Annotated in this window: 18 protein-coding genes and 1 riboswitch; of the genes, 14 read left to right on the top strand and 4 right to left on the bottom strand. The window is 71.9% G+C overall.

Annotation, left to right across the window (positions count from 1 at the left end; genetic code table 11):
• Positions 1–62: 62 nt before the first annotated feature.
• Positions 63–1,592: an arabinosylfuranosidase ArfA gene (gene arfA, locus ACIQLL_RS05245; RefSeq protein WP_402464049.1), complete on the bottom strand. Its 1,530-nt coding sequence runs from the start codon at positions 1,590–1,592 to the stop codon at positions 63–65.
• 140 nt (positions 1,593–1,732) lie between these two features.
• On the opposite strand from arfA (ACIQLL_RS05245), the gene ACIQLL_RS05250 reads away from it, so the two are divergent.
• From ACIQLL_RS05250 to ACIQLL_RS05295, 10 genes are all read left to right on the top strand, one after another.
• Entirely contained in the window at positions 1,733–2,749 is a 1,017-nt protein-coding gene (locus ACIQLL_RS05250) for a LacI family DNA-binding transcriptional regulator (RefSeq protein WP_402464051.1), read from the top strand.
• 178 nt (positions 2,750–2,927) lie between these two features.
• Positions 2,928–4,304 (top strand): ABC transporter substrate-binding protein, encoded by a 1,377-nt coding sequence (locus tag ACIQLL_RS05255; protein WP_402464053.1) that lies wholly within the window; start codon positions 2,928–2,930, stop codon positions 4,302–4,304.
• Between the two features lie 74 nt (positions 4,305–4,378).
• Positions 4,379–5,356 carry a carbohydrate ABC transporter permease gene (locus ACIQLL_RS05260; protein WP_402464055.1) on the top strand — a complete coding sequence of 326 codons (978 nt, stop codon included), beginning with the start codon at positions 4,379–4,381 and terminating at the stop codon, positions 5,354–5,356.
• Complete coding sequence (locus tag ACIQLL_RS05265) at positions 5,353–6,264, top strand: carbohydrate ABC transporter permease (RefSeq protein WP_402464057.1); 912 nt, start codon at positions 5,353–5,355, stop codon at positions 6,262–6,264. The genes ACIQLL_RS05260 and ACIQLL_RS05265 overlap by 4 nt, the downstream gene beginning before the upstream one ends.
• A gap of 80 nt (positions 6,265–6,344) precedes the next feature.
• A complete protein-coding gene (arfA, locus tag ACIQLL_RS05270; RefSeq protein WP_402464059.1) occupies positions 6,345–7,859 on the top strand; it encodes an arabinosylfuranosidase ArfA in 1,515 nt (504 codons plus the stop codon).
• Entirely contained in the window at positions 7,856–8,902 is a 1,047-nt protein-coding gene (locus ACIQLL_RS05275) for an arabinan endo-1,5-alpha-L-arabinosidase (RefSeq protein WP_402464061.1), read from the top strand. The genes arfA (ACIQLL_RS05270) and ACIQLL_RS05275 overlap by 4 nt, the downstream gene beginning before the upstream one ends.
• A 249-nt stretch (positions 8,903–9,151) precedes the next feature.
• Complete coding sequence (locus tag ACIQLL_RS05280; protein WP_402464063.1) at positions 9,152–11,233, top strand: carbohydrate-binding module family 20 domain-containing protein; 2,082 nt, start codon at positions 9,152–9,154, stop codon at positions 11,231–11,233.
• An 87-nt stretch (positions 11,234–11,320) separates the two neighbouring features.
• A riboswitch (ZMP/ZTP riboswitch) is annotated at positions 11,321–11,408 on the top strand.
• A gap of 43 nt (positions 11,409–11,451) precedes the next feature.
• Positions 11,452–12,735, top strand: a complete 1,284-nt coding sequence (gene glyA, locus ACIQLL_RS05285; RefSeq protein ID WP_402464065.1) for a serine hydroxymethyltransferase — start codon at positions 11,452–11,454, stop codon at positions 12,733–12,735.
• Entirely contained in the window at positions 12,732–13,589 is an 858-nt protein-coding gene (locus tag ACIQLL_RS05290) for a bifunctional 5,10-methylenetetrahydrofolate dehydrogenase/5,10-methenyltetrahydrofolate cyclohydrolase (RefSeq protein ID WP_402464067.1), read from the top strand. The genes glyA and ACIQLL_RS05290 overlap by 4 nt, the downstream gene beginning before the upstream one ends.
• 88 nt (positions 13,590–13,677) lie before the next feature.
• Positions 13,678–14,160 (top strand): VOC family protein, encoded by a 483-nt coding sequence (locus tag ACIQLL_RS05295; protein ID WP_402464069.1) that lies wholly within the window; start codon positions 13,678–13,680, stop codon positions 14,158–14,160.
• A gap of 4 nt (positions 14,161–14,164) precedes the next feature.
• Here the strand turns inward: ACIQLL_RS05295 and ACIQLL_RS05300 are convergent, their stop codons facing one another.
• Positions 14,165–15,208, bottom strand: a complete 1,044-nt coding sequence (locus ACIQLL_RS05300) for a YdcF family protein (RefSeq protein ID WP_402464071.1) — start codon at positions 15,206–15,208, stop codon at positions 14,165–14,167.
• A gap of 58 nt (positions 15,209–15,266) precedes the next feature.
• Here ACIQLL_RS05300 and ACIQLL_RS05305 point away from each other — a divergent pair, with 58 nt between their 5' ends.
• The 3 genes from ACIQLL_RS05305 (at position 15,267) to ACIQLL_RS05315 (ending at position 17,777) form a co-directional block, all read left to right on the top strand.
• On the top strand, positions 15,267–16,088 hold the full coding sequence (locus tag ACIQLL_RS05305) for an exodeoxyribonuclease III (protein ID WP_402464073.1): 822 nt from the start codon (positions 15,267–15,269) through the stop codon (positions 16,086–16,088).
• A gap of 160 nt (positions 16,089–16,248) precedes the next feature.
• Positions 16,249–17,487 carry a Na/Pi symporter gene (locus tag ACIQLL_RS05310; protein WP_402464075.1) on the top strand — a complete coding sequence of 413 codons (1,239 nt, stop codon included), beginning with the start codon at positions 16,249–16,251 and terminating at the stop codon, positions 17,485–17,487.
• Positions 17,488–17,513: 26 nt separating this feature from the next.
• On the top strand, positions 17,514–17,777 hold the full coding sequence (locus ACIQLL_RS05315) for a hypothetical protein (RefSeq protein ID WP_402464077.1): 264 nt from the start codon (positions 17,514–17,516) through the stop codon (positions 17,775–17,777).
• A 172-nt stretch (positions 17,778–17,949) separates the two neighbouring features.
• Here ACIQLL_RS05315 and galK read toward each other — a convergent pair whose 3' ends face one another.
• On the bottom strand, positions 17,950–19,179 hold the full coding sequence (galK, locus tag ACIQLL_RS05320; RefSeq protein WP_402464079.1) for a galactokinase: 1,230 nt from the start codon (positions 19,177–19,179) through the stop codon (positions 17,950–17,952).
• Positions 19,180–19,225: 46 nt separating this feature from the next.
• The gene (locus ACIQLL_RS05325) at positions 19,226–20,383 is read right to left on the bottom strand and encodes a P-loop NTPase (protein ID WP_402464081.1); all 1,158 of its coding nucleotides are present in this window, start codon (positions 20,381–20,383) and stop codon (positions 19,226–19,228) included.
• 61 nt (positions 20,384–20,444) lie between these two features.
• Here ACIQLL_RS05325 and ACIQLL_RS05330 point away from each other — a divergent pair, with 61 nt between their 5' ends.
• Positions 20,445–21,281, top strand: coding sequence for a general stress protein (locus ACIQLL_RS05330; RefSeq protein ID WP_402464083.1), 837 nt, complete (start codon positions 20,445–20,447; stop codon positions 21,279–21,281).
• The last annotated feature ends 46 nt before the right edge of the window (positions 21,282–21,327 follow it).

Consider the following 21,327-nt stretch of genomic DNA (forward strand, 5'->3'; position numbering starts at 1 on the left):
TCACAGCGCGGGCCGGCCGTCCCACTGTCCCGGGCGGCCGGCCCCACCGCGCGGCGCGTTGCTCAGGACCGGGCGAACGTCCCGGCGAAGGCCGTCCAGGACTCCGGGGCGAGGCGGACCGTCGTCGTGCCGTCGGCCGACCTGACCACGGAACCCGCCACGTCCACCGCCGTCCAGCAGGACTCGGCGACCTTCGCCGCGTGCTCGGGACCGTGCACGGCGACCTCCCGGTCGGCCACCATGCGGTGCCCCTCGGTCAGCGTCAGGGCCGCACCGACGTGTGCCAGGTCCACCTCCACCGTGGCGTCGGAGCGGTTGGTGAGGAACAGGCCGAGCGCGCCGTCGTCGTCCACGGTGGCGGCCGCCGTGACGACGGGTGCCTCGCCGTGGCGCGACGTGGTGTAGGTCGGTGCGTCCACGCGGACGTCGAGGGCGGTCCCGCGGGCGAGCCGCGACGTCGTCGCGAACGGGTGGAACGTCGGCTGGCGCCAGGCCTCTCCGCCCGGCTCGGTCATGATGGGGGCGATGACGTTGACGAGCTGGGCCAGCGCGGCCACCGGCACCCGGTCGGCGTGGTTGAGCAGGGTGACCAGGAGGTCGCCGACGACGACGGCGTCGAGCGCGGAGTAGACGTCCTCGATGATCCGCGGGGCGTCGCGCTGGATCGGCAGGTTGGACTCGCCCGGGAAGCGGGTCTCGAGGTACCAGACGTTCCACTCGTCGAAGCTGATGGTGATCTTCTTGTCGGAACGGCGTTCGGCGCCGACGGCGTCGGCAGAGGCGACGACGCGGTCGATGAACCGGTCCATCGCGGTGCCGGAGGCCAGGAACGAGCCGCGGTCGCCGTCGTGCTCCTCGTAGTAGGCGTGCATCGACACGTGGTCGACCAGGTCGTACGTGTACGACAGGACGGTGCGCTCCCACTCGCCGAACGTGGGCATCTGCATGGACGACGAGCCGCACACGACCAGCTCGATCGAGGGGTCGACGAGCTTCATGGCCTTGCCGGCCTCGGCGGCGAGCTTGCCGTACTCGTGGGCGTCCTTGTGGCCGATCTGCCAGGGGCCGTCCATCTCGTTGCCGAGGCACCAGAGCGTCACGCCGTAGGGCTCGGTGCGGCCGTTCGCGATGCGCAGGTCGGCCCAGCGGGTCCCGGCCTCGCCGTTGCAGTACTCGACCAGGGCTGCCGCGGCCGCGACGCCGCGGGTGCCGAGGTTGACGGCCATCATCGGCTCGATGCCCTCGCGCTCGGCCCACTGCAGGAACTCGTCGGTGCCCACGAGGTTGGGCTCGACGGTGCGCCAGGCGAGGTCGAGGAACGGCTTGCGGTCCTCGACGGGGCCGACGGCGTCCTCCCAGACATAGTTGGACACGAAGTTGCCGCCGGGGTAGCGGACCATCGGCACGCCGAGCTCGGCGACGAGGTCGGCGACGTCGCGGCGGAAGCCGTGGGAGTCCGCCTGCGGGTGGCCCGGCTCGTAGATGCCGGTGTACACGGCCCGGCCGAGGTGTTCGACGAACGACCCGAACAGCCGCCGGTCGACGGTGCCGCGGCGGAAGTCGGGGTGCAGGGTGATGCGGGCGTCAGCCATGGTTCTCGGTGTTCCTCTGTGAACGGAGCGGGGGTGCCGCCGGTGGTTACAACGATGTAGAGTGAATCACGACACACGCTGCGAGCACCAGTCGGGCCGTGTCGCCTACGCTGTGGCGCGTCGACCAGGAGGAGGGTCACATGGCAGTGACCATGCACGACGTGGCCCACCGGGCCGGCGTCTCGATCAAGACCGTCTCGAACGTGGTGAACGGCTACCCGCACATCCGGCCCACCACCCGGCGTCGTGTGCAGGACGCGATCGACGATCTCGGCTACCGGCTGAACACGACGGCGCGCAACCTGCGCCAGGGGCGCACCGGGATGATCGGGCTCGCCCTGCCCGAGCTGTCGTTGCCGTACTTCGCCGAGCTGGCGGACTCCGTGATGCGCGCGGCCGAGGCCCGCGGGGTCGTCGTCCTCCTGGAGCAGACGGGCGCGCAGCGGGAGCGCGAGCTGCAGGCGCTGGACTCGCCGCAGCGCCGGCTCACGGACGGACTGCTGTTCTCCCCGCTGGCCCTCGAGCCCGAGGAGACGGACCAGCTCGAGGTCGACTACCCGATGGTGCTCCTCGGGGAGCGGATGTTCGGGCCGGTCGACCACGTCACGATGGCCAACGTCGAGGCCTCGCGTGCCGCGACGCTGCACCTGGCCGCCCGCGGGTGCCGCCGCATCGCCGTCATCGGGGCGCACCCGGGCGAGACGATGGGCTCGGCGCGGTTGCGGTACGACGGCTACCGTCAGGCACTGACCGAGGCGGACCTGCCGTTCGATCCCGACCTGGTGGCCGACGCCGGGCTGTGGCACCGCTCGACCGGCGCCGAGGCCATGGGGCGGATGCTGGACGCCGGGATCAGGTTCGACGGCGTGTTCGCCATGAACGACGCGCTGGCTCTGGGCGCCCTGCACGTGCTGCACACCCGGGGGATCGACGTCCCGGGCGACGTCGCCGTGATGGGGTTCGACGACATCGACGACGCGCGGTACTCCGAGCCGCTGCTGAGCACGGTGGACCCGGGGCGCGAGCAGATCGCCCGGACCGCCGTCGACATGCTGCTGGAGCGGATCGGGGGGTCCACCGAGGCCCCGCGCCGCGTCGTCGCCGACTTCGAGATCGTCACGCGCGAGTCGTGCCGGCTGGGGTCGTCCACGTCCTGAGCGTCCGGTCCGGTTCGGTGACGATGTGGTCACGACCGCGATGAGGGGTTGCACGGTCCGTCTACAACGGTGTAAAAATGGTTCTACTCCGATCTACAACGTTGGAGAGAGGGCGCCACGGTCGGTGTCTCTCGCTGGAGGCCAAGGCGGCCCCCGCGCACATCAAGGAGGAGTTCGAATGCGCATCTCACAGCGCCGTGGAGCAGCAGCCATCGCGGCCACCATCGCGGCGGGTGCCGTCCTGACCGCCTGCTCCGGCGGGTCCGACGAGGGTCAGTCCGACTCGGGGACCGCGGCGGCCGGCGAGGACGGGACCTGCACCAACGAGATCGTCAACGCCGATGCCACGCAGGTCAGCGTCTGGGCGTGGTACCCCGCCTTCGAGTCGGTCGTCGACCACTTCAACGAGAGCCACGACGACGTGCAGGTCTGCTGGACCAACGCCGGTCAGGGCGCCGACGAGTACAACAAGTTCTCGACGACCATCGAGGCCGGTTCCGGTGCTCCGGACGTCATCATGCTCGAGTCGGAGATCCTGCCGACCTACACGATCCTCAACTCGCTCGCCGACCTCTCGGAGTTCGGCGCCGCCGACCTCGAGGACCAGTTCACCACCGGTGCCTGGTCGGACGTCACCAGCGGCGACTCCGTCTACGCGATCCCCGTCGACGGCGGACCCATGGGCATGCTCTACCGCGCCGACATCTTCGAGAAGTACGACGTCGAGCCGCCGACGACCTGGGACGACTTCGCCCAGGCCGCCCAGGACCTGCGCGACGCCGGGTACGAGGGCTACATCACCAACTACCCGACCAACGGCAACGCGCTGAACTACGCGCTGTTCGCCCAGAACGGCTGGACCCCGTTCGAGTACGACGCCGCGAACCCGCAGGAGATCGGCATCGACGTGGCCACCCCGGAGTCCGAGGAGGTCCTGGACTACTGGAACGACCTCATCGGCAAGGACCTGGTGTCCACCGACGACGCGTTCACCTCGGACTACAACACGAGCCTGGTCGACGGCACCTACGCCGTCTACCTCGCCGCCGCCTGGGGCCCCGGCTACCTCCAGGGGCTGTCCGACGCCGACGCGGACGCCGAGTGGAAGGCCGCACCGCTGCCGCAGTGGGACGCCTCCAGCCCGACGCAGGTCAACTGGGGCGGTTCCACCTTCGCCGTGACCGAGCAGGCCGACGACAAGGAGGCCGCCTACACGGTGGCCAGCGAGCTGTTCGGCGACATGGACGCCTGGAAGCTCGGCATCGACGAGGCCGCCCTGTTCCCGCAGTGGAACGAGGCGCTGGAGTCCGACTTCTTCGTGAACAAGGAGTACGAGTTCTTCGGCGGCCAGCAGATCAACAAGGACGTCTTCCTCGACGCCGCCAACGGCTACGAGGGCTTCACGTTCAGCCCGTTCCAGGTCTACGCCTACGACCAGCAGACGCAGGCGCTGTACGACATGGTGGAGAACGGCGGAGACGCCGCCACCGCGCTGCAGACCATCCAGGACGCCCTGGTGTCCTACGCCCAGCAGCAGGGCTTCACCGTCAAGTGATGGAACGGCCGCCGGCCCGGCACCGCCGGGCCGGCGGCCCTCCTTCCACGCAGGATCGCGCAGGGAGATCAACCATGACAACGACGTCGACGGCAGTCGACCGGGCGAGCGGGCCCCGCACGGGCCGCCGGGACACGAGGTCCCGCCGCCGCTCCTCGACCAGCACCATCGACAGCAAGCGGCAGTGGTGGGGGTGGTTGTTCGTCACCCCGTTCACGGTCGTGTTCCTGCTGTTCCTCATCGTCCCGCTCGCCTACGCGTTCTGGATGAGCCTGCACAACAAGGGGCTCGCCACGGGCGGCGAGTCCGTGTTCGTCGGGATCGACAACTACGTCCGCGCCTTCACCGACCCGGTCTTCCTCGAGGGGCTGCTCCGCGTCGCGAAGTTCGTGATCGTCATGGTGCCGGTCCAGATCGGTCTCGCGCTGCTGTGCGCCCTCGTGCTCGACACGCTCGCCACCCGGCTGTCCAAGGCCTCGCGCCTGCTCATCTTCGTGCCGTACGCCGTCCCCGCCGTGATCGGGGCCCTCATGTGGGGGTTCCTCTACAGCCCGCGGTTCGGCCCGGCGAGCGACATCTTCGGCCTCTTCGGGGCCACGGCGCCGGACTTCCTCAGCTCGTCGATGATCTTCACCTCGCTGGTCAACATCGTGACCTGGCAGTGGGTGGGCTACTACATGATCATCATCTACGCCGCGCTGCGCACGATCGACCCCTCGATCTACGAGGCGGCCCGCATCGACGGCGCGAACGGGGCGCAGACGGCGCTGCGCATCAAGGTGCCGATGGTCTCGTCGTCGATGGTGATGGTCGTCGTCTTCTCGCTGATCGGCACGCTGCAGTTCTTCACCGAGCCCACGGTGCTGCGGTCCGTCGCGCAGGGTGCGATCCCGCCGGACTACACCCCCAACATGTACGCCTACTCCCTGGCGTTCTCGTACAGCCAGTTCAACTACGCGTCCACGATCGCCTTCGCGCTCGGCATCTTCGTGTTCATCGGGTCGTACATCTTCCTCTACGCCACCCGCAAGCAGAGCGGACTCAAGTCATGACTACCGAGACCCAGACCCCGGACACCCCGGCACGCACCCGGCGGACCGGCCACGGTGTGAACGGCGGCCGCCGTATCGGTTCGCACGCCTTCCTGCTGCTCATGGCGCTGTACTTCGTGGTCCCGCTGTGGTTCCTCATCGTGGGGTCCACCAAGTCGAACAGCGGCCTGTTCGTCGGCTCCGGCGGCGCACTGTGGTTCAACGACAACTTCAACCTCGTCGAGAACATCCGCGGGCTCTTCGAGCACCAGGGCGGCATCTACTGGATCTGGCTGCGCAACTCGTTCATCTATGCCTTCGCCGGGGGAGTCGGCGCGACGGTCCTGGCCGTCTTCGCCGGCTACGGCCTGGCGAAGTACCACTTCAGGGGCCGCACCGCCTACTTCACCGTCCTGCTCGGGTCGGTGATGGTCCCGCTGACGGCCCTGACGATCCCGACGTTCGTGCTGCTCAGCGACATCGGGCTCATCAACACGATGTGGGCCGTCATCCTGCCCTCCCTGCTGAGCCCGATCGGCGTGTACCTCATCCGCGTCTACTCCCAGGACGCCATCCCGTCCGAGATGCTCGACGCCGGTCGCGTCGACGGCGCCGGGGAGCTGCGACTGTTCTTCCAGGTGGCTCTGCCGCTGCTGCGGCCGGCCATCGTGACCGTGCTCCTGCTCACGACGGTGTTCAGCTGGAACAACTTCTTCCTGCCGCTCGCCGTGCTGCGCGACACCGACCTGCTGCCGGTGACGGTGGGCCTGAACCAGTGGCAGGCGCTGTCGAACGCCGGAGCCGGCGGTGAGCAGGTCTGGAACCTCATCGTCACCGGCGCCATGGTGTCGATCATCCCGCTGATCGCCGCCTTCCTCGGCCTGCAGAAGTACTGGCAGGGCGGGCTCGCCCTCGGGTCGGTCAAGTAGCCGACCCGCACCCCTCTCCCGGTGGGCACCGCACGCGGTGCCCACCGGGCTCCATCGTCGACCCCACCCGGGGAGGACCCATGCTGCCCGCCTCCGTCTCGATCGACCCGGCCTTCGTGGTCGGGCCGGTGCGCCGCCGCACCTTCGGCTCGTTCGTGGAGCACCTCGGCCGGTGCGTCTACACCGGGATCCACGACCCCGACCATCCCAGCGCCGACGCGGACGGCTTCCGCGGCGACGTCGTGGAGCTCACCCGCGAGCTCGGGATCTCCACCGTGCGCTACCCCGGGGGCAACTTCCTGTCCGGCTACCGCTGGGAGGACGGCATCGGCCCCGCCGCGGACCGTCCCCGCCGGCTCGACCTGGCGTGGCACTCCACGGAGCCGAACCTGGTCGGTGTCGACGAGTTCATGCGGTGGGCGACCCGGGCCGGCGTCGAACCGATGATGGCCGTCAACCTCGGTACCCGCGGCATCGCCGAGGCGCTCGAGCTGCTCGAGTACTGCAACGTGTCCGGCGGCACGGAGTGGAGCGACCGGCGTCGGGCGAACGGGGCCGAGGACCCGTACCGCGTGAAGATGTGGTGCCTGGGCAACGAGATGGACGGCCCCTGGCAGATCGGCCACAAGACGGCGGCCGAGTACGGGCGCCTCGCCACCGAGACGGCGCGTGCCATGCGCATGATCGACCCGGACCTCGAGCTGGTGGTGTGCGGCTCGTCGAACTCCCAGATGCCCACGTTCGGCGCCTGGGAGCACACCGTGCTGACCGAGGCGTACGAGCACGTCGACCACGTCTCGGCCCACGCCTACTACTACGAGGACGACGGCGACCTCGCCTCGTTCCTGGCCTCCGCCGTCGACATGGACCACTTCATCGAGTCGGTGGCCGCCACCGCCGACGCCGTGCGCGCGGCCGGGAAGCACAGCAAGCGCATCAACATCTCCTTCGACGAGTGGAACGTCTGGTACCAGCGGCGTGCCGAGTCGCGACCGCCGTCCGGCGACGACTGGCCGGTGGCGCCCGTGCTGCTGGAGGACCGCTACAACGTGGCCGACGCCGTCGTGGTCGGCAACCTGCTCATCTCGCTGCTGCGGCGCACCGACCGGGTGCACGCGGCGTCGCTCGCCCAGCTCGTCAACGTCATCGCGCCGATCATGACCGATCCGGGCGGGAGGATCTGGAAGCAGACGATCTTCCACCCGTTCGCCCTGACCTCCCGGCACGCCGTGGGGGACGTGCTGCGGCTGGCGATCGACAGCCCGACCTCCGACACGGCGCGGTTCGGCGAGGTGCCGGTGCTCGACGCCGTCGCCACGCACGACGCCGCGACGGGAGAGGTCGCCGTCTTCGTGGTCAACCGGTCCCTCGCCGACGACGTCGCCCTCGACGTCGACCTGCGGGCCCTGCCCGGACTGCGGGTGATCGAGGCGCTGACGTTGGCGAACCCGGACCACACCTGGGCGGCCACCGCCGACGACGACACCTCGGTGGTCCCTCGCCCGAACACCACGGCCCGGGTGGCCGACGGCCGGTTGCGGGCCACGTTGGCGCCCGTGTCCTGGAGCGTCCTGCGGCTCGGCCCGACCGCATGAGCCGTCCGCGCGCCCTGGTCGGGCTGGTCCTCGTCGTCGTGCTGGCGGCCGGGGTCGCGCTGGCGCTGCTGCGGCCGTGGGCGGAGCAGATCGACCCGGAGGCGCTCGCGCTGGACGGCGACCTCGCCACGCACGACCCGGCGCTCGTGGTGGGCGACGAGGGCGAGCCCTGGTTCGTCTACTCCACGGGCTCGCCGGGGAAGTCCCGCGGGGCGCCGCTGGTGCACCGGTCCGACGACGGCGGCCTCACCTGGGAGGCCGTGGGGACGGCCTGGTCCACCGACGAGGACCCGGGCTGGGTCCGTGACCCCGACGACGGAATCGACGGCGTCGAGCACTACTGGGCGCCCGAGCTGGTGCAGCACGACGGCACCTGGTACCTGTACTTCTCGGCCTCGACGTTCGGCTCCAACACCTCGGCGATCGGGCTGGCGACCGGCACCACGCTCGACCCCGACGACCCGGACTACGGCTGGACGCAGCAGGGTGCCGTGTGGCGCTCGCACGCCGGCGACCCGTACAACGCGATCGACCCGGGTGTGGTCACCGACGACGACGGGCAGCCCTGGATGTTCTTCGGGTCGTTCTGGGACGGCATCCACGTGGTCCCGCTCGAGTGGCCCACCGGGATGCCTGCCGCCGACGCCGAGCCGGCGCTGGTCGCGACCCGGCCCGGGGTGCCGCAGAACCCGATCGAGGCGCCCTACGTCGTCGAGCGCGACGGGTGGTACTACCTGTTCGTGTCCTGGGGGAAGTGCTGCTCGGGCGTGAGCTCGACGTACTCGATCCACGTCGGACGCTCGAGGGACGTCACCGGGCCGTACCTCGACGCCGACGGCGTGGACATGGCCGAGGGCGGCGGCACGCTCGTGCTCGGGACCGCGGGGTCGATGATCGGGCCCGGCGGCCAGTCCGTGTCCGAGGGCTACCTCGGCTACCACTTCTACGACGGCGACGCCGCCGGGGCGTTCCGGTTGGCGATCCAGCGGCTCGGGTGGGACGGCGGCTGGCCGGTGGCCACCGCCGAGGTGCCGGAGCCCTGACAGGTCCTGCGCCGGTCGCCGCCCGCCGCAGACACTCCACGCACCGGCCCGCACACCTCTCCACGGTGTGCGGGCCGTTGCTGCGTGTGCGGGCAGCCTGTACGCGTGCTGCAAATTTGCAGTAACGTTGCGCACGGCATCGACCCTGGTGCTGTGCTCGAAGCGGCCCACCGGCCGCAGCACCGCCCGGCAACGTCGCCGGGTCACGCACGGGTCCGACGACGGACCCGCCGACGAAGGAGCAGAGCAATGCCGCTCGCACACCGACACCACGCGACCCGCCGGCCTCGGCGCCGTCGCCCCACGGCCGCCCTCGCGGCGGCAGCCGTGGCCGGAGCCGCCCTCCTGGCCGCACCTGCCCCCGCCCTCGCGGACGTCCCTCCGCCCGAGCCCGTCGTCGACTCGCCGCAGGGGCGGGGCGACGTCATCGTCCAGATGTTCCAGTGGACCTGGGACTCCGTCGCCACCGAGTGCACCTCGACGCTCGGACCCGCCGGCTACGGGTACGTGCAGGTCTCCCCGCCGCAGGAGCACGTCCGAGGGACGCAGTGGTGGTCCTCCTACCAGCCCGTCAGCTACCGCATCGAGTCCAAGCTGGGCACGCGGGCCGAGTTCGCGCACATGGTCGAGACCTGCGCCGACGCCGGCGTGGGGATCGTCGCGGACGCGGTGATCAACCACACCACGGGGGCGGACCAGGGGTCCGGCACGGGCGTCGCCGGCAGCTCGTTCGGCGTCGACTCGTTCCCCGGCATCTACTCCGGTGCCGACTTCAACGACTGCCGCAGCGACATCACCGACTACGGCGACCGCTACCAGGTGCAGCACTGCCGCCTGGTCTCCCTGCAGGACCTCCGTACCGGGTCGGAGCACGTGCGCGACACCCTCGCCGCCTACCTGAACGACCTCATCGACCTCGGCGTCGCCGGGTTCCGCATCGACGCCGCCAAGCACATGCCGGCGGCCGACCTGGAGGCGATCCGCTCCCGGCTCTCGGACCAGGACGTGTTCTGGATCCACGAGGTCATCGGAGCCGCCGGTGAGCCGATCCAGCCCGCGGAGTACCTGGGCAGCGGCGACTCCCACGAGTTCGACTACGCCCGCGAGCTCAAGAGCCGGTTCGACGGCAGCATCGCGGGGCTGCGCTCCATCGGTGACGGCAAGCTGCCGTCCGACCGTGCCGGCGTGTTCGTGGACAACCACGACACCGAGCGCAACGGCGAGACCATGACCGCGCAGTGGGGCGCCAAGTACCTCCTGGCGAACACCTTCATGCTGTCCTGGCCCTACGGGTCGCCGACGGTCTACTCGGGCTACGCCTTCACCGACAAGGACGCAGGGGCGCCCGGTGCCACGCAGACGTCCGTGCCCGACGCCGACTGCGGCTCGGCCGCCTGGACGTGTACCCACCGTGCCACCGAGGTCCGCGGCATGGTGGGCTTCCACAACGCCGTCGACGGCACCCCGGTGACGAACTGGTGGGACGACGGGAACAACCACATCGCCTACGGGCGGGGCTCCGTGGGATATGTGACGCTCAACAACTCGGGCTCCTCGGTGACGCGGACGTACACGACGTCGCTGCCCGCGGGCACCTACTGCGACGTGGTGGCCGCCGACGACTGCTCGGTCACCTACGACGTCTCCGCCTCCGGGACCTTCTCCGCGACGGTGCCGGCCTACGGTGCCCTCGCACTGCTGGCGGGTGAGCCGACCGAGCCGCCCACGGGTGAGGCCACCACGGTCCACTACGCGACCCACGCCGGCTGGTTGGCGCACCGCATCCACTACCGCGTGGGGACCGGGTCCTGGACCGACGTCCCGGGCGAACCGATGGCGCCGGCCTGCGACGGCTGGGTCTCTCGGGAGATCGCGGCCGACGGGGCCACGATCACCGCCGCCTTCACCGACGGTGCGGGCGCCTGGGACAACAACGGAGGGCAGGACTACACGCTGACCGGGGCCGACGTCGTCGTCTCCGGTGGCGAGGTCACGGCCGGCGACCCGTGCGCCGAGCCCGAGCCCGAGCCCGACCCCGAGGCCGGCGACGTCGAGGTCTCGGTGGACGCCACCACCACGTGGGGGCAGACCGTCCACCTGGTGGGCTCGCTGCCGGAGCTCGGCTCGTGGGTGCCGCGCGACGCGCCGGCGCTCGACGCCGGCACCTACCCGACGTGGACGGGAGTTGTGGAGCTGCCCGCCGGGGCATCCTTCGAGTACAAGTACGTGAAGGTCGACGACGCCGGGAACGTCGTGTGGGAGAGCGGCGCGAACCGCTCCGCGACGGTAGGCCCGGACGGCGGGCTGGAGCTCGACGACAGCTGGCGCTGAACCGGGCGGCGGGACGGGGGAGCCGGCGTGCGACCCCGTCCCGTCGGCGTCGTCCGCCCCGCCCCGGCCGGTCCGACGCTGCTAGGATCGGAGCGTCGCGACTGGCGTACAGGTGGATCACCACCGGGGAGCGACGCGCTGTGCTGACGACGGGTCGGTCGCCTGGGCCCGGTCGTTCAACGACACCAGACCGTCCGACACAGCAGGAGACGCCGCCCATGAGCACTTCCGACCCCACGTTCGACGCGCCCCTGTCCGAGGTCGACCCGGAGATCGCCGCCGTCCTGGACGGCGAGCTGGCCCGGCAGCGCGACACCCTCGAGATGATCGCCTCGGAGAACTTCGTCCCCCGCGCCGTCCTGCAGGCGCAGGGCTCGGTGCTGACGAACAAGTACGCCGAGGGCTACCCGGGGCGCCGCTACTACGGCGGCTGCGAGCAGGTCGACATCGCCGAAAACCTCGCGATCGCGCGCGCCCAGGAGCTCTTCGGCGCCGAGTACGCCAACGTCCAGCCGCACTCCGGCGCGCAGGCCAACGCGGCCGTGCTGCACGCGCTCATCAACCCCGGCGACAAGATCCTCGGCCTCGAGCTGGCGCACGGCGGCCACCTCACGCACGGGATGAAGATCAACTTCTCCGGCAAGCTGTACGACGTCGCGGGCTACGGCGTCGACCCCGAGTCGTACCGCATCGAGATGGACGAGGTGCGCAAGCGGGCCCTTGAGCACCGTCCCGACGTCATCATCGCCGGCTGGTCCGCGTATCCCCGTGAGCTGGACTTCGCGGCCTTCCGCGAGATCGCCGATGAGGTCGGGGCCAAGCTGTGGGTGGACATGGCGCACTTCGCGGGTCTCGTGGCCGCCGGCCTGCACCCGTCCCCGGTGCCGCACGCCGACGTCGTCTCCTCCACGGTGCACAAGACCATCGGCGGCCCGCGCTCCGGCTTCCTGCTCGCCAAGGACGAGTACGCCAAGAAGCTGAACTCGGCCGTCTTCCCGGGGCAGCAGGGTGGCCCGCTCATGCACGTCATCGCCGGCAAGGCCGTGGCGTTCAAGATCGCCGGCTCCGAGGCGTTCCGCGAGCGCCAGGAGCGCACCCGGCGCGGTGCGCAGATCATCGCCGACCGGCTGACCCGGCCCGACGTGACCGGCACGGGCGTCTCGGTGCTGACGGGCGGCACGGACGTGCACCTCGTGCTCGTGGACCTGCGGAACTCCGCGATGGACGGCCAGCAGGCCGAGGACCTGCTGCACTCGGTGGGCATCACCGTGAACCGCAACGCGGTGCCGTTCGACCCGCGGCCCCCGCGCGTCACCTCCGGCCTGCGGATCGGCACCCCGGCGCTCGCCACCCGCGGGTTCGGCGACACCGAGTTCACCGAGGTCGCGGACATCATCGCCACGGCGCTGCGCGACGGCGCGTCCGCCGACGCCGAGGCGCTGACGGCCCGGGTCGCCACGCTCACCGGCGAGTTCCCCCTGTACCCGGGGCTGTCGCAGTGAGCGCGCGGATGCTGCCGGGCAAGCCGGTCGCCGAGGCGGTGTTCGCCGAGATCGCGCCCCGCATCGACGCGCTCGTCGCCGCCGGTCACCGGCCGGGTCTGGGCACGATCCTCGTCGGGGACGACTCGGCGAGCGCCGGTTACATCCGCATGAAGATGGACAAGGCGACCGAGCTCGGGTTCACCTCCCCGCACATCCACCTGCCGCAGGACGCCTCGCAGGCGGACGTGCTGGCAGCGGTGCGGGAGATGAACGACGCCGACGACGTCGACTCCGTGCTCATCCAGCACCCGACCCCGCCGCAGATCGACTTCGACGCGGCGCTGCTGGCGCTCGACCCGGACAAGGACGTCGACGCGCTGCACCCGGTCAACATGGGGCGCCTCGCCCTCGGGATGCCGGGCCCGGTCCCGGCGACGCCGGCGGGCATCGAGACGCTGCTGGCGTACTACGAGATCCCCGTGGCCGGTCGCGAGGTGTGCATCCTCGGGCGCGGCACCACGCTCGGACGGCCGCTGGCGCTGCTGCTCTCGCAGAAGCGCCCGACGGCGAACGCCGCCGTGACCGTGGTGCACACGGGCGTGCCGGACTGGCCGGAGTACACGCGGCGGGCGGATATCGTCATCGCTGCAGCCGGGGTGCCGGGCATCCTGCAGCCGGAGCACCTCACGCCGGGCGTGACCGTGATCGGCGGCGGTGTCCGCTACGAGGGGCGCAAGCTCCTGCCGGACGTCGACGAGTCCTGCGAGGAGGTCGCCGGTGCGATCACGCCGCGGATCGGCGGCGTGGGACCGACCACGATCGCGATGCTGTTCCGCAGCGCGGTCGAGGCGGCGGAGCGTTCGGTCGCCTGAGACGCGTTCGTCCGGGCGATGAGTTCGTCCGTCCGCGGCCGTCGTACCTCCGAGGCCCCGACCGACGGGGCCGACGAAGGAGACGACGATGGTCACCGTCCGACCGCACCTGTGGTTCGCCGACAACGACGCGCACGACGCCGCGGCCTTCTACGCCGAGCACGTCCCGGACTCGCACGTCGACAGCACGCTCGTCGCACCCGACGGTGTGCCCGGGGCCGAGGCCGGGAAGCCGTTCATCGTCGAGGCGACGGTCTGCGGCATGCCCGTCGTGATGCTCAACGCCGGTCCCAGCCTCCGCCTGGACGAGTCGTTCAGCTTCTACCTGCTGTGCGACGGCCAGGAGGAGGTCGACCGCTACTGGGACCTGTTCACCGCCGACGGCGGGTCCGAGGGCCCCTGCGGATGGTGCAAGGACCCCTTCGGCGTGAGCTGGCAGGTGATCCCTCGTCAGCTCGAGGAGCTGTGCGGGGACTACACGACGCCGGCCAACCGCCGCGCCATGGAGGCGATGCTGCAGATGGGCAAGATCGACGTGGCCGCGCTGGAGGCCGCCCACCGCGGCGCGTGAGACATCAGGCCGCGGCCAGCCCGGCCAGCAGCACCAGACCGGAGAGCGCGAGGATGCCCGCACCCGCGAGCACGTGCACCCCGCGCCGTCGCTGCAGGACGGCGGCGAACTCGCGCAGGAAGGCGCTCGGCCGGTAGTAGCGGGCGGTGGCGCCGCCGACGGCGTGCACGTCGAGCCCCAGTTCCATCGCCTCGAGGGCCGCGCGGGGCGCGTGGTAGTCGTTGGTCGCGACCAGGTAGGGGCCGCCGATCCCTCGGGCCTCGAGCAGCTCGGTCGAGAACGTCAGGTTCTGCCGTGTCGTGCGTGCCCGGTCCTCGACGAGGACCGACGTGCCGGGCACGCCCTCGTCGCGGAGCCACGTGGCCATGGCCGCACCCTCGGGCCGCGTCTCGTCCGGACCCTGGCCGCCGGAGGGGACGATCGGCACGGGTTCCTCGGGCGTGCCGAGCCGCCGGGCGTGCGCGACGGCGGTGCGCAGCCGGGCGGCCAGCAGCGGTGGCACGCGGCCGTCGACCACGCGCGACCCGAGGACGATCACGGCCGTGGCGTCGACCCGGCGCACCACCCTGCGGTAGAGCAGCGCCTGCGCGAGGAACCCGAGGAAGCAGAACCCGAGCCAGCACGTCACGAGCACGAGCGTGACGGCGAGGGCGGTCCCGGCGGGCGAGTCGTCGCGGGCCAGCGTCCAGGCCACGACGGGCAGCGCGAGGAGCCCCAGCCCGAGGCCGAAGGACAGCAGGTTGGCCGGCGTGCGGCGTTCCCGACGCACCATGGTGATCCCGTTGCCCACCAGGAGCAGCGGGAGCGCGAGGAGCCCGGCGCCCAGCACCACCAGCAGCGCGAGCTGGACCCACGCGGCGACCGCCGCGCCGTCGGGCAGCGTCCTCAGGAGGGTGTTCGCCAGCAACCCCAGGCCGTACACGAGGGCCATCAGCAGGAAGCCGTTGCGCAGCCTGCGGGTATCGCGGTGCATCGACCAGGCGAGCCATCCGGACCACAGCAGGCACCATGCGCCCGCCCACAGCACCGACCACCAGCTCTCGACCACGACGGCCAGCCTACGGCGGTGACCCACGCCGCTGACGGTGTCGGCACCGTGTGGTGGGATGTCCCGCGTGCTGACCCTCGCCACCGCCAACGTCAACGGGATCCGTGCCGCCGTCCGTCGCGGCATCGACGACTGGATCTCCCACCGCACCCCCGACGTGCTGCTCCTGCAGGAGGTCCGTGCCCCGGACGACCTGGTGCGCGAGCACTTCGACGGGTGGCACGTGGCCCACCAGGCGAGCGCACTCAAGGGCCGCGCGGGCGTCGCCGTCGTGTCCCGGCTGCCGCTGGCCGCGGTGCGCGCCGGGCTGCCGGCCGCCGACGGCGGTGCGGAGGCCGACGTCGACTCCGGCCGCTGGCTCGAGGCGGACCTGACGCTGCCCGACGGCGGTGCGCTCACCGTGGTCTCGGCCTACCTGCACTCCGGGTCGGCCGCACCGGGCCAGGAGCACACCCTGCGTGCCAAGTACGCCCACCTGGACCGGGTGACCGACCGCTTGGCCGAGCTCGCCACCGGGGGACCCGCCGTCGTCGCGGGCGACGTCAACGTCGCGCACCGCGAGGTCGACATCGCCAACTGGAAGGGCAACCTCAAGAGCTCGGGCTTCCTGCCGGCCGAGCGGGCCTACCTCGACCGGTGGTTCGACGAGCTGGGCTGGACGGACCTGGGCAGGGCGCACGGCGGGGACGGGCCCGGCCCGTACACGTGGTGGACGTGGCGCGGACAGGCGTTCGACAACGACAAGGGCTGGCGGATCGACTACCAGCTCGCCAACCCTGCGCTCGCGGACCGGGCCGTCAAGGTGGAGGTGGACCGGGCGCCGTCGTACGCCGCACGGTGGAGCGACCACGCACCGGTGATCGCGACCTACGACGTCTGAGCGGCGCCGTCGGGTGAACGTGTGAGGTACGGAACGGTGGGTGTTCATCTTCCGTTCACCTTCGGGCCGGGATGCCGTCACCCGGTGCTGGTTGTCTCGGGGGTGCCATGACCTGAAGTGACCGCCCCCCGGTGGCCACCTCACCCTGACGGGAGCCTCCATGACCGACGTTCTGCCGCAGACGTCCGTTGTCACCACCGTGCCGGACGTCGCCGAGCGCGAGACACGGCGGCTCGTGGGCCCGTTCGAGCGGTTCGGCCTGACGGGCCGTGCGCTGCGGACGGCGAACTGGCTCGGTGTCGTCGCCGGCGTCTACGTCCTCATCACCGCGGTGGAGCTCATCGGCACCGGCTTCAAGGCCGCGACCGGCGACTCGGCCACGGCGCTCTTCGAGTTCGCGTCCAACCCGTTCGTGGCCCTGATGGTCGGGGTGCTGTTCACCGCAGCCACCCAGTCCAGCTCGACGACGACGTCCGTCACCGTGGGTCTGGTGGCCGGCGGGATGCCGATCAGCATCGCGATCCCCATGCTCATGGGGGCCAACATCGGCACCACGCTCACCAACACGCTGGTCAGCCTCGGCATGGCCCGCGACCGGGAGAGCTTCCGCCGGGCGTTCTCCGCGGCGACCGTCCACGACTTCTTCAACCTGATCGCCGTGGCGCTCTTCCTGCCGCTGGAGCTCGCGACCGGGTTCCTCGAGAAGTCCTCGGCATGGTTGGCGGGGGCGGCCTCCGGGTCCGACGGCGGCATCGTGCCGACGATCTTCGCCGGCATCGGTACCGTGGTCGACACGCTGACCGAGCCCCTCGCCGCCGGACTGGAGTCGGCCACGTCGTTCTTGCCGGGCGCCTGGCACGGGGTCGTCATGATCCTGCTCGGCATCGGGCTGATCCTGGCCGTCATCAACTGGCTCGGCAAGCTGCTCAAGGTCCTCATGGTGGGCCGGGCGGCCGAGGCCCTGCACCGTTCGGTGGGCCGGGGGCCGATCAGCGGTGTCGCCAGCGGCGCCCTGGTGACGATGATGGTGCAGTCCTCGTCGACGACGACGAGCCTGATGATCCCGCTGGCCGGGTCGGGCACGTTCTCGCTCCGGCAGGTCTACCCGTTCACGGTGGGTGCGAACATCGGCACCACGATCACCGCACTCATCGCCGCGTTCGCCTTCACCGGGGCCGAGGGCGAGCTCGCCCTGCAGGCGGCGTTCGTGCACGTGCTGTTCAACGTCTTCGCCGCTCTGGTTGTCTTCGGGCTGCCGATCCTGCGCCAGCTCCCGCTGCGGGGCGCCACCTGGCTGGGTGACGTCGCCGCCACCAACAAGCTGTGGGCCGCAGCCTGGGTGCTCGGGGTGTTCGTGGGCGTGCCGTTGGCACTCATCGGCGTCACCGTCGCGCTGTGAGCCTGTCCCGACGGAGAGGGGACCCCATGACCAGCGGGACGCCGGAGGACGCCGCCGCTGTCGAGCGTGAGCTCGAACGGATCGTGGCGGAGGCGGAGGCCCGGCTGGCGCAGGTGCGGCGCGAGCTGGACGAGCGCCGGCGCCAGGACGCCCAGCACGCCGAGATCGACCGGCTCGCGGAGCACCTCGCCGACGCGACGGTCCGGTGGGACGAGGTCCGGGCCTTCTTCGACGACGTGCTCCACCAGCTCCGTGGGACGGACACCCCGGACTCGCGGCCGCGCCCCTGACCCGAACCCCACCGCCTCGTCTGACCCGGACCCCCGCCCCGTCCGACCCGAACCCCACCGCCCCGTTGTGGGTATGAAATCGACGACCCTGGACGGCTCCGCAGCCGTAGATTTCATACCCACAACGGCCGGCCGGCAGGGGGGCGTCAGGGGGCGTGCCGGGGGCGAGGCTTCAGTGGGCGGGCGCCGACGGCGGCGCGAGCAGGAAGCCCGGCGCCGTGAGCGACGCGGCGTCGAACGCCGCCTGGACCGCCTCCACCACGCCGTCGACGTCCGCGTCGCGCACCAGCGCGATCGCCGATCCGCCGAACCCCCCACCGGTCATGCGGGCCCCGAGGGCACCCGCGGCGCGGGCGGAGTCCACCACCAGGTCGAGCTCGCGCGCCGAGACCTCGTAGTCGTCCCGCAAGGAGGCGTGCGAGGCATCCATCAGGTCGCCGACGTCGGCCACCCTGCCGGCGCGCACCGTGGCGGCGAACTGCTCGGTCCGGGCGATCTCGGTGACGACGTGGCGGACCCGGCGGCGCAGCACGTCCGCCTCCGGACCGTCGCCCAGGGCCGTCAGAGCGTCGTCGAGGCGGTCGGGGTCGATGTCCCGCAACGACGGCAGCCCCAGGATCTCGGCCGCCCGCTCGCACGACGCGCGGCGCTCGGCGTACTGACCGTCCACCAGGGCGTGCTCGGCACGGGTGTCGACCACGAGCAGCGTGAGGCCCACCGCCGCCAGGTCGAACGGCACGCGACCGGCCGACTCCAGGGCCGAGAGCCCGGGTCGGCAGTCCAGCAGCAGCGCGTGCCCGACCGAGCACCGCAGCGACGCCGCCTGGTCCATGCCGCCCGTCGGTGCGCCCGCGATCTCGTTCTCCGCCCGGACGCAGGCCGTCACCAGCGCCGCCCGACCGGCGTCGTCGGCCGCGAGACCGAGGCCGTGCACCGCGTCCAGGGCGACGGCGACGGCGCACTCCAGCGCGGCGGAGGACGACAGCCCTGCACCGAACGGCACGCACGAGTCGACGACGGCGTCGAAGCCGGAGACCTCGTGGCCCGCCTGCCGCAGCGCCCAGGCGACGCCGGCGACGTAGGCTCCCCAGCCCTGCGTCCCGCCGGGCGCGACGTCGGCCAGGTCCGTCTCCCAGGTCCTGCCCGGCGCCTGCGCCGAGGTGAGGCGCACGACGTCGTCGTCCCGGGACCGCAGCGCGACGTACGTGCGGTGGGGGAGCGCGACGGGCAGCGCAAGGCCGGCGTTGTAGTCGGTGTGCTCCCCGATGAGGTTGACGCGCCCCGGCGCCGACCAGACGCCGTCCGGGACGCCGTCCGACCCGAACGCCTCGGCGAACAGGGCGCGAACGCGCGCCGCGCCGTCGTCGTCGGACCAGTGCTCGAGCCATGTGGGAGACGTCATGGCCCCCAGTATGGACGACCTGTGCGCGGTCCCGGACCGGCGTCCGTCAGCTGACCGGCGTCACGTCGAGACGGCGTCCGGCCAGGCCGCGACGACGGCCGGCGAGCCCGCGGGCCACGTCGCGCAGGACGCGCGCGCCCGGTGCCTCCGGGTCGGTCAGCACCACGGGCGTGCCGCTGTCGCCACCCTCGCGGACCGCCACGTCCAGCGGCACCTGGCCCAGGAGCGGCACGTCCGTGCCCACGGCATCGGTCAGCCGTGCGGCGACCTGCTCGCCGCCGCCGGACCCGAAGAGCTCCAGGCGCGAACCGTCCGGCTGGGTCAGCCAGGACATGTTCTCCACGACGCCGACGACGCCCTGCGAGGTCTGGGTCGCCACCGATCCCGCCCGCTCGGCGACCTCGGCCGCCGCGGCCTGCGGGGTGGTGACCACCAGGATCTCGCTGGAGGGCAGCAGCTGCGCAACGGAGATGGCGATGTCCCCGGTGCCGGGCGGGAGGTCGAGCAGCAGCACGTCCAGGTCGCCCCAGAAGACGTCGGCCAGGAACTGCTCGAGCGCGCGGTGCAGCATCGGGCCGCGCCACACCACGGGCTGACCGCTCGGCACGAACATCCCGATCGAGACCACCTTCACGCCGTGGGCGATCGGCGGGAGCAGCATCGAGTCCACCCGGGTGGGCTGGCGGTCCACGCCGAGCATCCGGGGGATCGAGAACCCGTAGATGTCGGCGTCCACGACACCGACGCTCAGTCCGTCGGCGGCCATCGCGGCGGCGAGGTTCGCGGTCACCGACGACTTGCCGACGCCGCCCTTGCCGGAGGCCACCGCGAAGACCTTGGTCAGCGACCCCGGCTGGGCGAAGGGGATCACCGGGTCCCCGGCGCCGCCGCGGAGCTTGGACCGCAGCCCCTGCCGCTGCTCCGCGGTCATGACACCGAGCTCGACGGCGGCGCTCGCCACGCCCTCCACCGCCTCGGTGGCGGTGGTGACGTCTCGCACCAGCGTCGACTTCATCGGGCACCCGGCCACGGTCAGGTCCACCCCGACGGTGACGTGCGCGCCGTCGGGACCGGCGCCGTCGCCCGCGGCGGCCACGGTGACGGAGCGGATCATGTCCAGCTCGGTCAGGGGTCGGCGGATCTCGGGGTCGAGGACCCCGGACAGGGCGTCGCGGACGCGGGCCTCCAGCTCGGTGGTGCTCATGACCCGATCCTAGGTCCCCGTGGATGTGGCCCCCCGGCGCACAGTGCGAAATACTGGGCGAATGAGCATGAGCCGCCCGAACCCAGTGCCCCGGGTCCCGACCCTGCCCCAGGGGGACGAGGTCGCCGCCTACGAGTCCTACCTCGAGGCGCAGAAGGCCGTGGACTACCTCTCCGACGAGAAGTTCCCCGTCCAGCACGTCACCATCGTCGGTACCGACCTGCGGATGGTCGAGCGCGTGACCGGCCGGTTGACCTACGGGCGCGTGGCACTGGCGGGCGCTCTGTCCGGAGCCTGGTTCGGGTTCTTCGTGGGTCTGCTGCTGATGTTCTTCGCCGGCGGCGACACCAGCGTGCTGCTCGTCGCCCTCGCGCTCGGCGCGGGCTTCGGGCTGATGTTCTCCGTGCTGTCCTACGCGTTCACCGGCGGGCGCCGGGACTTCACGTCCCAGTCGCAGATCGTGGCGGCGTCCTACGCGTTGCTGTGCGCCACGGAGCAGGCCGCGGAGGCGCGCCGGATGCTGGCGGACTCCCCGAGCGGCCTGGGCCGGCGCAAGGAGCCGGAGCGTCCGGCAGCCCCGGCGCCGTCGGCCCCCGACCCCCGGTGGACCACCCCCGACGGCGCCCCCCGCTACGGCGCGATGCGTCCCGGCGGCGGCACCCCGGGCGGTCAGCCTCCGGCGGGTGACCCGGTGGCCGCGGGGTCGTCCACCACCTCGGTGGCCGGTGGCGAGGGCCCGTCGCACCCGCAGGCCACCGGGCCGGGCTCCGGTGAGTCGCAGCCGCCCGCACCGCCCACCCAGGGCCAGCAGCCGCCGTCGGGCGCCTCGACGCCGGCGGCACCGCCGTCGGGTGGCGACCCGGACGACCCGTACGCCCCGCCGCCCCCGGGACGCTGACCGCGGTTCGGCACTGTGTTCCCGGTTCGGCAACTCATGGTGCCGA

The sequence above is a fragment of the Isoptericola aurantiacus genome (assembly GCF_044769875.1).
Classification (GTDB): domain Bacteria; phylum Actinomycetota; class Actinomycetes; order Actinomycetales; family Cellulomonadaceae; genus Isoptericola; species Isoptericola aurantiacus.